16 protein-coding genes are annotated in these 14321 nt (G+C 71.6%); 7 read left to right on the forward strand and 9 right to left on the reverse strand.

Features of this window, described 5'->3' with window-relative positions; translation table 11 throughout:
• Nucleotides 1–127: 127 nt before the first annotated feature.
• Nucleotides 128–742 (forward strand): Panacea domain-containing protein, encoded by a 615-nt coding sequence (locus ACN263_RS20525; protein WP_422735992.1) that lies wholly within the window; start codon nt 128–130, stop codon nt 740–742.
• Between the two features lie 17 nt (nt 743–759).
• On the opposite strand, the gene ACN263_RS20530 is transcribed toward ACN263_RS20525, so the two are convergent.
• From ACN263_RS20530 to ACN263_RS20540, 3 genes are all read right to left on the reverse strand, one after another.
• On the reverse strand, nt 760–1206 hold the full coding sequence (locus tag ACN263_RS20530) for a hypothetical protein (protein ID WP_422735993.1): 447 nt from the start codon (nt 1204–1206) through the stop codon (nt 760–762).
• Nucleotides 1207–1551: 345 nt separating this feature from the next.
• Complete coding sequence (locus ACN263_RS20535; RefSeq protein WP_422735994.1) at nt 1552–1815, reverse strand: DUF6244 family protein; 264 nt, start codon at nt 1813–1815, stop codon at nt 1552–1554.
• 267 nt (nt 1816–2082) lie between these two features.
• Nucleotides 2083–2301 carry a winged helix-turn-helix domain-containing protein gene (locus ACN263_RS20540; RefSeq protein ID WP_422735995.1) on the reverse strand — a complete coding sequence of 73 codons (219 nt, stop codon included), beginning with the start codon at nt 2299–2301 and terminating at the stop codon, nt 2083–2085.
• Nucleotides 2302–2532: 231 nt separating this feature from the next.
• Here ACN263_RS20540 and ACN263_RS20545 point away from each other — a divergent pair, with 231 nt between their 5' ends.
• The 4 genes from ACN263_RS20545 to ACN263_RS20560 are packed head-to-tail and all read left to right on the forward strand — an operon-like array spanning nt 2533 to nt 5085.
• Complete coding sequence (locus tag ACN263_RS20545) at nt 2533–2757, forward strand: hypothetical protein (RefSeq protein ID WP_422735996.1); 225 nt, start codon at nt 2533–2535, stop codon at nt 2755–2757.
• A complete protein-coding gene (locus ACN263_RS20550; RefSeq protein ID WP_422735997.1) occupies nt 2754–3506 on the forward strand; it encodes a hypothetical protein in 753 nt (250 codons plus the stop codon). The genes ACN263_RS20545 and ACN263_RS20550 overlap by 4 nt, the downstream gene beginning before the upstream one ends.
• Nucleotides 3500–3955, forward strand: a complete 456-nt coding sequence (locus ACN263_RS20555) for a hypothetical protein (RefSeq protein ID WP_422735998.1) — start codon at nt 3500–3502, stop codon at nt 3953–3955. The genes ACN263_RS20550 and ACN263_RS20555 overlap by 7 nt, the downstream gene beginning before the upstream one ends.
• A gap of 59 nt (nt 3956–4014) precedes the next feature.
• Entirely contained in the window at nt 4015–5085 is a 1071-nt protein-coding gene (locus ACN263_RS20560; protein ID WP_422735999.1) for a phosphotransferase family protein, read from the forward strand.
• Here ACN263_RS20560 and ACN263_RS20565 read toward each other — a convergent pair.
• Nucleotides 4973–6217 carry an FAD-dependent oxidoreductase gene (locus ACN263_RS20565; RefSeq protein WP_422736000.1) on the reverse strand — a complete coding sequence of 415 codons (1245 nt, stop codon included), beginning with the start codon at nt 6215–6217 and terminating at the stop codon, nt 4973–4975. The two genes, ACN263_RS20560 and ACN263_RS20565, sit on opposite strands and share 113 nt — an antisense overlap.
• A 643-nt stretch (nt 6218–6860) precedes the next feature.
• Between ACN263_RS20565 and ACN263_RS20570 the strand changes: the two genes are divergently transcribed.
• Both ACN263_RS20570 and ACN263_RS20575 read left to right on the forward strand, forming a co-directional pair.
• Entirely contained in the window at nt 6861–8126 is a 1266-nt protein-coding gene (locus tag ACN263_RS20570; RefSeq protein ID WP_422736001.1) for a condensation domain-containing protein, read from the forward strand.
• The gene (locus tag ACN263_RS20575) at nt 8123–9409 is read left to right on the forward strand and encodes an MFS transporter (protein WP_422736002.1); all 1287 of its coding nucleotides are present in this window, start codon (nt 8123–8125) and stop codon (nt 9407–9409) included. The genes ACN263_RS20570 and ACN263_RS20575 overlap by 4 nt, the downstream gene beginning before the upstream one ends.
• A 28-nt stretch (nt 9410–9437) precedes the next feature.
• Here the strand turns inward: ACN263_RS20575 and ACN263_RS20580 are convergent, their stop codons facing one another.
• Genes ACN263_RS20580 through ACN263_RS20600 form a run of 5 tightly spaced genes read right to left on the reverse strand, consistent with a single transcriptional unit; the run spans nt 9438 to nt 14149 of the window.
• Complete coding sequence (locus ACN263_RS20580) at nt 9438–10349, reverse strand: NAD-dependent epimerase/dehydratase family protein (protein ID WP_422736003.1); 912 nt, start codon at nt 10347–10349, stop codon at nt 9438–9440.
• Nucleotides 10346–11431: a hypothetical protein gene (locus tag ACN263_RS20585; RefSeq protein WP_422736004.1), complete on the reverse strand. Its 1086-nt coding sequence runs from the start codon at nt 11429–11431 to the stop codon at nt 10346–10348. The genes ACN263_RS20580 and ACN263_RS20585 overlap by 4 nt, the downstream gene beginning before the upstream one ends.
• Before the next feature lie 21 nt (nt 11432–11452).
• Nucleotides 11453–12712, reverse strand: a complete 1260-nt coding sequence (locus tag ACN263_RS20590) for a hypothetical protein (protein WP_422736005.1) — start codon at nt 12710–12712, stop codon at nt 11453–11455.
• Between the two features lies 1 nt (nt 12713).
• On the reverse strand, nt 12714–12965 hold the full coding sequence (locus ACN263_RS20595) for an acyl carrier protein (protein WP_422736006.1): 252 nt from the start codon (nt 12963–12965) through the stop codon (nt 12714–12716).
• Between the two features lie 5 nt (nt 12966–12970).
• Entirely contained in the window at nt 12971–14149 is a 1179-nt protein-coding gene (locus ACN263_RS20600; RefSeq protein WP_422736007.1) for a radical SAM protein, read from the reverse strand.
• Nucleotides 14150–14321: the final 172 nt, after the last annotated feature.

Raw genomic sequence — 14321 nt, forward strand, 5'->3', positions numbered from 1 at the left:
ACTCCACGTCGCTAGCCGGCGGTGAACACGTCAGGATAGGGAAGATCACCGCAGAGCACAGCCCCTGACACTCGCGGTGACACCTATCTGACAGCATCACTTTCGGTAGCTCGGAGTTGGTAGGCGTATGGCTACCGCGCACGATGTCGCTGCCACGGTGCTTGGCAACCTCGGCAGCGTCACCGCCATGAAGCTGGAAAGGCTCGTCTACTACTGCCAGGGGTGGCATCTGGCGCGCGAGGGTGCCTTGCTGTTCCCCGAGCCGATCGAGGCTTGGCGGGAAGGACCGGTGGTACCGCCCCTCTACCGGCACCACCGTGGGCAACTCACGGTGTCTGACTGGCCTCGTGGGCAGGCGTCCCACCTGACCCCGGGCGAACGTAGAACCGTCCGGTGGGTCACGTATCAGTACGGGAAGTTCTCGACGAGCCAACTGTCCGTTATGACGCACGACGAGCTTCCCTGGCGGGCCGCCCGGGGCGGACTTCACGAGGCGGCCAACTCCTCGGCGAGGATCAGCACTGATCTCATGCGTACCTACTACGCCCGGCAGGTCGCAGATTCGGAAACGGCCGTCGGTCTCGCAACCGCGAACGCTGCCCTGGAAGGTGCTGAGTTCGACCAGATCTGGCAGGACAAGCTTCGCAGCGTGGCAGCGGGAATCGTCAGCGCGGACGACCTGATCTCCGAAGAGGTCGCTCGCCTCAGGGGTGGCGGGAAGCCAAGCTTCGCCGGACCCTGATCTGGGAGGTGGCCCGGCTACCCCGCGGCCTCAATCGCGGCCTCCACCCTGTCGAGGTAGTTGAACCACCACTCCCCCTCCGGCAGCGGACGTGCGGACAGCAAACTGCCCGCGACGACGAAGCCCAGGACCACAACGTCCTCCGGGGCCAGGTCCTCGGTCAAGGACCTACCGCCGACAACCGCGTTCATGAAGGCGGCGACCTCATCTGCGCTAACCGACGCCCAGGACTCCATGCGGCCGATCTCCTCGGCCAGTACGGCAACTTGCTGAGGCGTGGGCCTAGCGCCATGCAGGTCCATGAGGACGAAGCCGCAGACCGCCACCACCAACGTGAGCGCTGCTTCCCGCGTTGCCTGGTCCGGAAAGGACTTCAGTGCCGCGTCAAACCCGTCCGCGTCCCGCTTGACCACCCAGTGAAGGGTGTCACGAACGAGTTGCTCGGTGCGGTCATCAATCCTCATCCCGGCTCCTCTGTTGTCGATGCCTAGCCTGCCATGCCTTGTACGCACCCGTCGTCGCCACACCCGCGATCAGAACGCCGCCGATGGCCTTGGGCACGAGCGGCAGAAACTCGACGAAGGTAGCCCAGGCAGTCGAAGCGACCGAACCGCCGAGAGCGACAGCCTCGGGACTTACGCGCTCCCTGCGCGTCGGAGTCGGAGCCTCGGTGGCACTTCTCTCCCGGACGACGGGAGACAGGCCACTCGGGTTGGGAATGCCGGCTCGCGCCGACGGTGGAATCGCCGGTCGCAGGGTGATGTCGGCTGCTACGGGTGGTTGGTGGGTTGCGCCACCACCACCCGTGGTCAGTTTCCCAGCGCGCGGACCTTGGCGATCGTCTCCTGGACGTGCTGCTTGGCCGGCTCACCGCCCTGGGACGCCTGCGCCAATGCTTGCCGGTACGCGTCGATCATGCCGACCAGCGGCCCGGCGGCGACGCCCTCCAGCGCGCCGGCGACCAGAGTGCGCGCCTCGGCCGCGTCCTGGGCTGCCGCTGCGGTCTTGGCCTTCGCCTCTTCGAGCTTCTGCGACGCTGCCGCCAACTTCGCGATGATCTGTGCTGCGCTCACGCGCACCCTCCCCCTGGTCGACCATCGCCTCCACCACCGCACCGGCGGAGACCACAAGGGAGCGTACGAGATCCGCGCACTCAGCGCGACCATTCGATCGCGCGACCGTGAGCCGCGGGACATCGTTCACGAAGATCACTTGATGCTCACCAGTCCCCGCAGTCGCTCGACGAACTGGTAGGCATCAAGTGATCAAGAGACCCGACCCAGCCAACGGCAACTGTCCATCATCTCGAAGGATTCACCGCGACAGCGGACGCCGAACGGTCAACGATCGGCGACAAACACGCCGAGGCCGTGCACGCCCTGCACCCAGCCTTGGGTCTGAAGCACCAGGATGGCTTGCCGCACCACGGTCGTCGACACGCCGTGCTGAGTCTTGAGCTGCATCGTGGACGGCAACTTGTCGCCCGGGGCGAGTTCTCCGGACTCGATCTGACTCCGGATGTGATCCGCGAGCTGTTCCCACTTCGGTTTGACGGGCATATGGACTCCCAGGTCTGCCCCGCCATTTGATCACGCGCAACTACTCATGACAAGTAACGTGTTGTCGTGCTTGCTATCCGTGACTAGTTGTGTAAAGCTCCAATCGACCGGCTCCCAGGTCTGCAAACCGGAGTTGGTCCTTCCCCACCGCACAGGTAAGGCGCCCGGTCGGTCGGTCCCCCCGTCCGGCCGGGCGCGACCAGCGAGGAGACGACCGGACGGGAGTACCCGATGCCCGATCGACCCGACGACCAGCCCACCGACCCACCACCCGCCGCACCCCCGCCGGCCAGGCGGCTCGTGTCCGCGCAGGACGTCGAGGACGCCGACGACACACTCTTCGCCCACCCGCCGCGCGTCGTCCGCAGGTGGGTGTGCGGCTGCGGAGCGGACTACCCGTGCACCGACGTCCTCTTCGCCCGCCTGGTCAAGGCCACCGCCGAGGCCGAGCAGTGAGCCGAGCAGTGAACGGCGAACCGCCGGGTCCGTGCGACGGGCAGCAGGCCACACGGGTACGACACGACGACGCGGTGGACGACCTGCGCGACGCCTGGCTGGCCACGATCGCCGCCGCCGACCGGGCCGGGGCGCAGCTGCACGGCGCGGGTGCACCCGGCCGGCGGCTGCCCTGGCAGGAGGCGGTCACCGAGTGCTGGCGGGCACTCGGTGACGTCTACGCCGGCCTGGCCGCCGACCGGGCGTCGGCGACCACCGCGACGGCGGGCGAGCTGATCGCCGGGTTGCGCGCAGCTCGGGCCGACGCCGACCGGGCCGCCACACTGGCCGCCCGTGCCCGATGGCGGTTGGCGGCGGCCGAGGACCGGTTGCGGCGCAGCCACGTCGGGACGGTCGAGGACCGGCTGCGGGACAGCCCCGACGGGACCGCCGAGGACCCGCCGCGAAGCCGCCACACCGTGTACGCCGAGGACCGGTTGCGGCGTACCCCCAGTGCGGCGGACGTGGTCGCGGCCCGGCGGTTCGCGGCGGCCATCACCCGGTTGGACCTGGTCGTCACGCGGCTCGCGGTCGGCGGCCGCCGCATCGACCGCTCGGTGGCGGCGTTGACCGGCGTGGGCGCGGACCCCGCGCCGTCCGTGCCGAGAAGCACCGCGAGCACCAGCGAGCTCGCGCAGGGATGCCGGGTGGCGATGAGCCTGGCGGCCCGAAGGAGGCCCGCCACGATGAGCAGGAGGCGACGGTGGTGACCGACCCGCACGCGGCGCTGCGCGGTCTGCTGGCGGGACGGCTGCGCGGGTACGAGCGGCGGCTGCGCCGGTTCACCGAGGCGGACTGGCGGCGGTACGCGGACCTGCTCGCCGGGGCGCTGCTGGTGGCCGTGCGGCGGCGGTTCGTGGCCGGGCAGGACCGGGCGCCGGTGATCCGGTTCGTGGCGTCGGCGCGGGAACGCTACGACGTCACCGGGACCGACGTCGATCCGGCGCTGGCCGAGGCGGTGGTGTGGGCGGCGCTCGGCGAACGGTCCCCGGTGCCCGACGACGCGCCGGCGATCGTCGCCCGGACGGTGTTGCTGCTCGGGCTGCTCGAAGATGAGGGCTGTACCGAGCAGGAGCGGGACGGCGTCCTCGCGGCGGCCGCGCAGGTCGCCGACAACGCCGCGCCGGACGGGGACGACCGGGGCGTACCAGGACGGTAATTTTCCGACGAATCTGGCACGCTGGCGGGCGTCACGAGCGGGGAGGAAGGTACGCCGGGGTGGAAGCGCTGAGCCGCACGCAGCGGCCACTGGACCACGATCAGGTACGTCGCTACGTGGCGGCGTCCTTCGGCGCGGGCCACGGGATGGCGGACTGTGGGCCGATCACCGGGGGTGGCTTCGCGACCGTCTGGTGGGTGGCGTTAGACGACGGGCGCGAGGTGGTGCTGAAGGTGGCACCCCGGCCCGACGTGCCGCTGCTGCGCTACGAGCGGGGCCTGTGCGCGGCCGAGGCGCGGTACTTCCGGCTGGTGTCCACGCACGCGCCGCAGGTGCCCGTGCCGCCGTTGCTACACCACGGCGACCATCCGGAACTCGGCGAGTGGCTGGTCAGCGGCCTGCTTCCCGGCCGCTCGCTGCGGGAGTGGACGGAGTCCGAGCAGCACCTCGACGACACCCCGGCCCGGTACGACTTCGGGGCCGCGATCGCCGCACTGCACCGGGTGAGCGGGAACCGTTACGGGTACGACGGTCCTCGGGCGAGCGGCGCGACGTGGCGGGAGGCGTTCGCCGGCATGCTCGACGGGCTGCTGGCCGACGCGGCGGACTGGGCCGTCCCGCTGCCCGTCGCGCCGGAGCAGATCCGGGAGCTGCCCGAGCGGTACGCGTCGATGCTGGACGAGGTACGCCGGCCGGCGCTGCTGCACTTCGACGGCTGGGACGGCAACGTGCTCGCCGAACCGCAACCCGAGCCCGAAGCCGGCTCCGGACCGCCAGCCCTGCACCTGCGCGGCATCGTGGACGGTGAGCGGTTCCTCTTCGGCGACCCGCTGATGGACCTGGTGTCGCCGCTGATCTACCGACGGGTGGAGGACGAGCCGGACAACCCGTTCCTGCGGGGCTACCGGGCCGCCTCGACCGATCCGGTGGTCTTCGACGAGTCGGCCCTGCGGCGGCTCAGCCTCTACCGCCTGCACCTGTACCTGTTGATGACGGTCGAGATGCCCAGCCGGGGTATCACCCGCGAGGATCGTCCGGACCGGTTCGAGCGACTGGCCGACCTGCTGGATCACGAGCTGACCGAGTTGCGGCGGGCGAGCCCGTCGGCCCCGGCAGGCGGTATCGGCTGACCCCCTCGGACGCCGCCACGCCGGACCGGATGAACATCGCCAGTACGGCGTCGCGGGCCCGCCGCTCCCGCGCGCCGGTCGGGAACTTCAGGCTGCCGGTACGCCGGGCCAGCCCGGCGACCGTCGCCACCCGTGGCTCCCGGAGCTGCTGGAAGCTGTCGAAGGCGGCACCGACGTCGTCGGCGGTGGCGAGGCAGCGCCCGAGGACGAGGGCGTCCTCCAGCGCCATGGAGCTGCTCTGCCCGTCGTGCGGTGGCATCGCGTGCGCCGCGTCCCCGACCAGGCACACCCTCCCCCGGTGCCACCGCTGCGGCGGGTCGAGGTCGTGCACCGGCCAGCGGATGACCGGGCCGGTGCTGGCGTCGAGGATGGCGGGGATGGGCGGATGGTCGCCGCCGTGCAGCGCGACGAGCCGGTCCCGCCACCGGTCCATCGGATCGGCCCGGGGGCCCGTGGTGCCGCCGTCGGCGACCGCCATGCTCTGGAACCAGACCACCTCGCCACCCGGCAGCGCCTGGTACCCGAAGAACGCGTTGCCGCCGAAGGTCAGGCGCAGCACCCCGTCGGGCGCGACCCCGGCCACCGCGGGGGCCGACCCGCCGCCGTCGAGCACTCCGGTGAACCGTGCCGGCGGGTGCTCCGGGAACAGCCACCGACGGGTGTACGAGTGCACGCCGTCGGCGCCGACCAACAGCTCGCCGGTGTGCCGCGACCCATCGGCGAGAGCGGCGACGACCCCGTCCGGCCCGTCGTCGCCCAGCCCGACGACCCGCGCCTCCTCGACGATCCGGACACCGGCCCGGCGGGCCGCGTCACGCAGCACCCGGCCGAGCCGGTCGCGGCGGATCAGCGTACTCACCTGGTCGTTGCTGCCGATCTCCCGGCCACGGTGGTCGTGGAAGGAGATGCGGTGGGTGGGCGTGCCGGCGGCCTCGACCTCGGCGAGCAGACCCAGGTCGCGCAGCACGGCGCGGCCGTTGTCGGCGAGACTCAGGGACGAGCCGAGTGGTCGCTCGCCCGCCGGCCGGGCCTCCAGAACGGTCACCCGCCAGCCGGTGCGGCGCAGCACCAGCGCGACGGCCGTGCCGGCGATTCCCGCACCGACGACCAGGGCCTGCCCCGGCCCGGTCATGTCGGGCCGACCGTTGTCGCCGACGACCCGAAAAGGACTGTCGCACTCATTGTGACTCCCCCGTGACGGGGCGCGATGCACACGCCCGTCACCCCGACCGTAATCACGCCGGCCATACAGGTCAAGACAGCAAGATCGATCAATATGAGGGTTGACACGGGCATAGGTCACCGGAATGCTGTGGGAGTCCTGCTAACCGAGGCGGGGTCACGTATCGGGGGAATCGGTTCGCTTACTGCATTCGCCCGTGCGCGACTCCATGGCCATCACTGGAAGTCAATCCGCCACCGAATGCTCCGCTCGGACGGCCATCGTCCATGCTGGCTAGGGGCACTGCGGCGCTGCCGTGGAATGCACCCCGAATCCGACCTGGACAATTGTCTGCCGGCTCAACCATTCGTCGATCGGATTACTGCACAGCGATTCCGACCGTCATTTGACGGCGACGCGCGCCATGCACCCCTAAGCACGGCGTAGGGCCACGGCCTCACTTCCGACAACCATTCTCTCGGGAGGTGTCGCGATGAAGAACAACTCGGCCGGCTGACGCAGACCCATTTCCTTTCGGCTCGGTGAGCGTGTGTCGCGAAGCGGCACACGCTCACCGAGCAGCACAACCGTTCCCGCTCGGGAAGGACCAGGTGTGACCCCGGAAGCGACCTACCCGATGACCCTCGGCCAACTCTCCGTGTGGCGGGACATCGAGCGAATGCAGCCGGAGAAGTGGTGGGAGGGCAACCTCTGTTTCTCCTGGTCGTTGGCGGAAGGCGTGACCGTGGCGCAGGTCTGGCGGGCGGTCGGCGCGCTCGGCATGCGACACGCCTCGCTGCGCACCACCTTCGACGTCGATGATCCGAAGGACCCACGGCAGCGCGTCGCAGTGCATTCCGCCGCCGACGTGGTCGCGGCGGTGCGCCAGCCGGACGGCGAGACGACGATGTCCCGGATCGAGACCGAGGAGATCCAGCGACCGTTCACCCTCACCACCGACCTGCCCTGGCGGGTGTGGCTGGCCGAGGGCGACGACGGCCCCCGCGCGCTGATGGTCGTCATCCACCACATGGCGGCCGACGGCGCGGGCATCAACACGATGGAACGGGACTTCGCCGCGCTGCTGGCCGGCGAGGACCTGCCGCCCGCCCCGCAGCCGACCGACCTGGCCACCCGGCAACGCTCCGGGGACCTGGACGCGGCGCTGCTCGCGGCCGAGTCGTACTGGCGCAAGACCCTGTCGGCGGCGCCCCGGCGGACTCCACCCGCACCGGGTCCGGTGCTGCGGGCGACGATGCACACCGGCATCCCCGAGCCGATGCTCCGCGCCGGGGCGCGCGGCATCGGCGTCACCGTCGCGGCGGTGCTGTTGACCGCGTACTGCCGCGCCCTCATCCGGGCCGGCACGACCGACACACCGGCACTGCTCTACCCCATGTCGTCCAACCGCTTCGACCCGGCGGTCACCTCGCTCGTCACGTCGATGAACCAGTGGGTGCCGCTGCTCGCCGCGCCCGAGCCGGACGAGGCGTTCGCGCAGACCGCGCGCACCCTGTACGTGCGGAACATGCGGGCGCTCAAGCACGGCGTCTACGACCCGGACGCGGTGGCGGGCATCCGCGAGGACATCGAACGCGCGGGCGGGCCGCTCGACCCGGGTTACCACTTCACGTTCCTGCTCCCGCCCATGGTGGTCAGCCCGCCGGCCGAGATCCAGGAGTCGCGGATCGAGTGGCACGTGCCGATCCGCTCGACCGGGCCGGACTTCTACCTGATGGCCAGCGCCGACTCGACGGTCCGGCTGACCGTACGGGTGATCCGCGACGGCTATCGCCGCCAGGAGCTGGAGGCGCTGCTCGTCGCCATGCGCAACGACCTGTCGGAGCTGGTCGGGGCGGCCCCGAGGGACGTCGCATGACCACCACCGCGCCACCCACCACCGCCGGAGCGACGCCCAGCCTCTGGCGGCACCGGGACTTCATGACCCTGTGGACCGGCCAGACCCTCAGTGAGACCGGGTCCGCCGTGTCCACCCTCGCGGTCCCGCTCATCGCGGTGTCCGTGCTGAACGCGTCCACGTTCTCGGTGAGCCTGCTCCAGGCCGCCGGGATGGCCGCGTACCTGCTCGTCGCGCTGCCGGCCGGGGTGATCGTGGACCGGATGCGCAAGCGGCGACTGATGGTCCTCTGCAACCTGCTGCGGGCCGCCGCGATGGCCACCATCCCGATGGCGTTCTTCGCCGGGCAGCTCACCATGGCCCAGCTCTGGGTGGTGGCCGCCCTGTGCAGCGTCTGCTCGGTCTTCTTCGAGGTGGCCTACCAGTGCTACCTGCCGACGGTGGTGCGCTCCGACCAGCTCCTCGACGCCAACGGCAAGCTCAGCACGACGTACTCGGTGGCGCAGGTCGCCGGTATCGGCCTCGGCGGCGGCCTGGTCGCGCTCTTCGGCGCGGCGCGGACCGTGCTCATCGACGCCGCGTCGTTCGCGGTCAGCGCCGTGTCGCTGCTGCTGATCCGCAGGTCGGAACCGGAGCTGACGGCGCCGGAGGGCCCCCGGCCCCGGCTGCGCGAGGAGATCTCCGCCGGACTCGCCTTCGCGTTCCGCCACCCGGTGCTCCGCAAGATCGTGGCCGCCAGCGGCACCCTGAACGTGTTCAGCCAGGTGATCTACGCCCTATCGGTCATCTACCTGGTCCGGGTCCTGAAGCTGACGCCGGCCGAGGTGGCCGTCCAGTTGGCGCTGGGCACGGCCGGCGGCATCGCCGGTGGCCTCGCCTCCGGTCGGCTGGCCCGGCGGGTCGGCACCGCCCGGATCATCTGGGTCTCGCTGCTCGGTCTCGGCTGGACGATGCTGCTCGTGCCGTTGGCCGAGCCGGGCTGGCGGGTCGCGTTCTACACCGTCGGCATGACCGGGTTCGCCGCGCTCTGCGCGATCTACAACGCGGCGCAGATCAGCTACCGGCAGCAGATGTGTCCGCCGGAACTGCTCGGTCGGCTCACCGCCGGGGTGCGCTGGATCGTGTGGGGCGCCCTGCCGATCGGCGCGGTCCTCGGCGGCGCGCTCGGCACCTGGCTCGGCGTACGCGAGACCCTGGTGATCGCCGCGCTCGGCGTCTGGGCGTCCGGGTTGTGGGTCTACTTCTCCCCGCTGCGCGGCATGCGGGACTTCGCGCCCACCCCGGAACCGGCCCACCAGCCCTGACCACGCCCCGGTCGCGCCGGGCCGGGGCTCAGGCGTTCGGGCCGGTCAGCGCCGCCCAGGTACGCGCCACGCCGGCCCGCAGGTCGGTGCCGGGACGCCAGCCCAGCAGCGCCGCCGCCCGGCGCACGTCCAGCCACACGTCGCGTCGGTCGAAGCTCCGCCGGTCCGCGTACCGGACGGTCAACGGTCGGCCGACGGTGGCGGTCACCACCTCCAGCAGTTCGGCGAGGGAGGTGGGACGGCCGGCGCCGATGTTGAGGACCGTGCCGTCGAGCGCCGCGCGGGCGTGCGGGTCCCGGTGCCGCTCCCCGACCGCCAGCAGGGCGGCCACCACGTCGTCGATGTAGACGTAGTCGCGCCGGGTCGCCGGGTCGCCGTACACCTGGAGGGGTTGTCGGGCGGCGGCGGCCCGCAGCCAGTGGGACACCACGCCGAGACCACCTCGGGCCCGCTGGCCGGGGCCGTACACGTTGGACGGCCGCAGCACGACGGGGCACAGGTGGTCCGCGGCGTCGCTCAGGGCCCGCTCCTGGGCCAGCTTGGCCCGGCCGTAGACGCTGTCCGAACCGAGCGGGCAGGTCTCGTCCAGCGGCGCCGGCAGGTCCGGCCGGTACGCCGTTCCGCCCGATCCCAGCAGGACGAAGGTGGGACGGCGGGCACCCAGCTTGCACGCCTCCAACGCCGCGTCGAGGGCCCGCTGATCGAGGTCGATGAGTTCGGGCCGGGCGGCCGCGCGACCCGGCGTGATGGTGCCGGCGGCGTAGAAGACCACGTCGGCCCGGCGGATGGTGTCGGCGCAGCGGTGTTCGTCGGCGGTGCTGCGCGGTCGGGGCACCCGGCACGGGGGCCGGCCCCGGCGTTCGAGCGCACGGCACAGGCGCCCGCCGATGAACCCGTCGGCGCCGACGACCACCGTGGCCGGGGCGGACACCGCGCTCACCCCGGGACCTCGGCCTGGGTGGCTCGGGCGGCCAGCTCGGCGGCGTAGTCGGTGGTTCCCGCGCGGGCGGTCAGCAGGTTGCGGTGCAGCGATTCCAGCAGGTCCAGCGAGTATCCACTGTCGCGCCACTCCTGTTCGGTGACGCCGTAGCCCAGCCTGCGCCACAGGTCGGCGTTGACCTGCTCGTGCGCGCCGAAGGGCGCCAGCAGGACAATCGGCGTGGCCGACCAGAGCGAGTCGATCAGGGTGCCCCCGCCGGTCTTGCAGAGCATCGCGACGCGGTGCCGGGCCAGGTCGAACGAGTCGTGGTGGGCGTGGCCTCGGCGGTACCGCACCGTGCCGTCGGCAAGGATCTCGCCGAACGGGGGAAAGCCGCCGTCCTGCCACGCCTCCCAACCGGGATCGATCATGAAGGCCCGGCAGCCCGGCGGCAGGTCGGCCACGTCGGCCGGGTCGTGGGTCACCACGTCGACGAGCAGCCCGGCGCGGGCCAGGTCGGCGGCCCGGGACCGGTAGGTGCCCAACCCCCAGCCGCCGCCGTGCGCCAGCAGGCGGTGCTCCCGTCGCGCCCACGGCACCGGCTCCTCGTCGCCGACGCGGATGCTGGTGGGCGCGGTGCCGCGCTCGGCGTCGAACATCCAGACGTGCCGGTAGTGCTCGGTGCGCGAACGGAAGAGGTTGAACGAGGCGGTCGAGGCGGCGTCGAGGTGGCAGATGTCGACGCGGGTCGGCCCCGCCGCCGTCGCCTCGTACCGCTCGACCACCGGCACCCAGAAGCCCGAGAAGATCACCAACTGGTCGACGTCGGCGGCCCGCCACCGGTCCAGCAGCGCGTCGACAGCGGTCTCGTCGAGCGCCGGCGCCTGGTCGCGCACCATCCGCTGGGCGGCCACCGCGAGCTTGAAGTTGTCGCGGAACGCCCGCTTGGCGGTCCGCAGCCGGTCGAGTTCGTCGGCGCGCAGCAGTCGCTCGAACACGTCGACGCGCACCTCGATCCCCAGGGCGCGCAACCGGCCGGCGAGGATGAGGGCCGGCACGTGGGTGCCGAGCGTGGCACCCGACGTGAGCAGCACAATCGCCATCGATCCTCCGATCGTCGGGCGTCAGGCGACCGGACTCGGTGCGCCCGCCGCGCGGAGCAGGTCGCCCACCCGCGCATCGAGGGCCACCCGGTCCGTGTCGTCCGACGCGAACACAGCGAAGAAGAGCCGCCCTCGGGGCGGGGTGAGCGGGTGCGCGGCCAGCGGCAGCACGCCGGGCCGGTCGCCACGGAACAGCAGGCCCGCCCCGTCCAGCGCGGACACCAGCCGGGCCAGGGCGCCGTCGGCGCGCACCGGGGTCGAGCGGCACCGCAGCCAGGAGCGCAGCCCGACCGTGCGGGCCCGTCGGTCGAGGTGCAGGTTCACCAGCCCCATCGAGCGTCGCGCGTTGACCTCCAGCACGGGCACGACGGTGCCGTCCCGCAACCGCAGCCCGTCGACGCAGACCGGGCCGTGGTAGCCCTGCGCCGCCAACGCCGCGCCGACCCGCGCGATCGCCTCGGAGTGCGCGTCGGTGTCGAGGGCCGCCAGGTGGTCGGCGCGCAGCGGGCCGGAGCCCCGGTAGGCGAACCCGTCGTCGTCGACGTGCTGGACGCCCCACCAGCGCAGGACGCCGGCCGGATCGAGGGCGACGTGGGTGGAGAAGCTGGCCGCGACGTCGAACAGGTGTTGCACCAGCAGCTCCACCCGGGCCCCCCGGGCGGTCTGCCGTTCCAGGTGCCGGACGACGGTGTCCAGCATCCGGGGAGAGGTGACCCGCAGCGCGCCGCGCCCGGCGACCCCGTACGGGTCCTTGAGGACGACGTCGCCGGGCGCGTCCCGGACCAGCCGCCGCACCTGCGCGGGCGAGGTGGCGAGGGCGGCGGCACCGGGCAGGCCGGCCTCGCGGACCAGGTCGTTCGACCAGGTCTTGGAGTTGACCCGGGCCACCACGTCGACGGCGGGCACCGGGCCCGCCAGGCCGAGTCGGCGTACCGCCTCGGCGGTGTCCGGCCGGACGGCGTAGTACGCGGCTGCCCACCCGGCCACCGGGGGCAGCCCGGCGGACCCGGCCGAAGCCAGGCGCTCCTCGACGGTGGTGCCCGGCGGGCCCGGCACGGGCACGACCCGGGGGGCGATGCCGGCGGCGGCCAGCGTCTCGGCCAGGGTCTCGTCCATCGGCTCGGCGGTCAGCAGCAGGTCACCCGGCTCGCACGCGGCGGCCAGCAGGTCGTCCATGCCACGGGCGCCGGCCGCCGCCGGGCCGGCGGGCAGCCCCGCGAGATCCGCGGGCCGCCACGCCGCCTCCGCGTCGAACGAGCCGAAGTGGACGCTCCCGCTCACCTCACCGGCCATCGCCGTCGAGGGCGAAATGACAGAACGCCTTCACCGACTCGAGATGGATGGTGTCCAGCGACTCGAAGTCGATCTCGACGTCGAACTCCTCCTCGACCGCGAGCAGGAACGTGATCATGTGCAGCGAGTCGATGCCGACGTCGAGCAGGAGGTTGGTGTCCGCCGTCACGTCGTCGGCGAGCGCCGGGTCTTCCAGCACGCGCGCCAGTAGGGCCGCCATCCGGGTGATTACGTCTTCCACGCGTGTCACTCCCCGCTCAGGTAGAGAAGAATGCACTTCGAACACACCGGCATCAGGCCGCTCTCGCGCAGGATGCCGCGCACCTGGGTGAAGCGTTCGCTCTGCCAGATCTCGCTCATGGACTGCTCGCCCAGGTCACCGATGACGAACTCGGGGAAGAACTTGCACGAGCTGACCCGACCGTCCGCGTGGATCTCGATCCGATTGGACACCGCCAGGCAGCGGCTGCGCCGCTGGGCCGGGCGGGAGGTGCCCCGGATGAAGTCGTCGAGTTCGTCCTGCTCGACCTGCGGCTGGTAGCGCACCCGCAGGTCCCACACCCGGCCGGCGAGGCGGGCCATCGACTCCTTCAGCACCGGCAGGTACTGCTCGGGCAGCCGGTACGTGTACGAGTGCCAGGTCGGCTTGTCGCCCGGCTCGGGCGGGTTGAGCCACGAGAACGACTCCTCGTACAGCCGGTCCATCGCCGAGGCGGTGTCCGGGCTGATGTACCAGGGCAGCAGCCAGTAGACTGAGTTGAAGCCGGTCCGCTCGGCCCACTCGGTGAACTCGTACATCCGACCGACCATGTCCTCGCTGACCATGCACGCGACGGACAGCTCTCCCTGGTACTCGCCGCTGCGTTGCAGTTCCAGCATCGCCTCGACGTTGCGCATGGTGCGCTGGAACGACCCCTTGCCCCGCAACGCCTCGTGCTCGGCCTCGAACCCGTCGAGGCTGACCAGCAGATTCAGCCGGGGCCCGATGGTGAGCAGGTGCTCGGCGTTGCGCTGCATGAGCAGGCCGTTGGTGCACATGTTGACGACCCGGGGCACCGCGCCGAGCAGCTTGGCGATCTCGCCGAACTGGGAGTGCATCAGCGGCTCGCCACCCCAGAGGAAGACCTTCGCCGCGTGCGGCGCGGTCGTCTCCAGCACGTCCCGGACGACGTCGAGGTCGAGTTCGGCCCGCTTGCGTTTGCTGTCGTAGTTGTGGAAGAACCCCTGCTCGTTCCACTGGAAGCAGTGGTTGCAGCGCAGGTTGCACCGGTAGGTCAGCTGCATGCTGACCTCCTGCGGCAGGCTGCTGGCGTACAGGGGGTCGACGGCCAGGTTACGGCGCGTCTGCGACCGGATCGCCACCGTCCGACGGAGGTCGTGCAGCTCCCCGGGCGTGAAGACCTTCTTGGTGCGTGGGTAGGACATGCAGGCTCCCCGCTTGTCTGTCACGAGACGAGCGCCCGCCGCCGTGGGCAGGGGACAGCGCCTCGCCAGATGTCATGACTGGATCGGGGGCCGATCGCATCCCTACATGCGCCCGAACCCCCGTTACCACAGGGAACCGGCGGCGGTCGTCCGACATGGATGTGAGTGTCCT

This window comes from Micromonospora sp. WMMD729, assembly GCF_049315225.1.
GTDB lineage: Bacteria > Actinomycetota > Actinomycetes > Mycobacteriales > Micromonosporaceae > Micromonospora.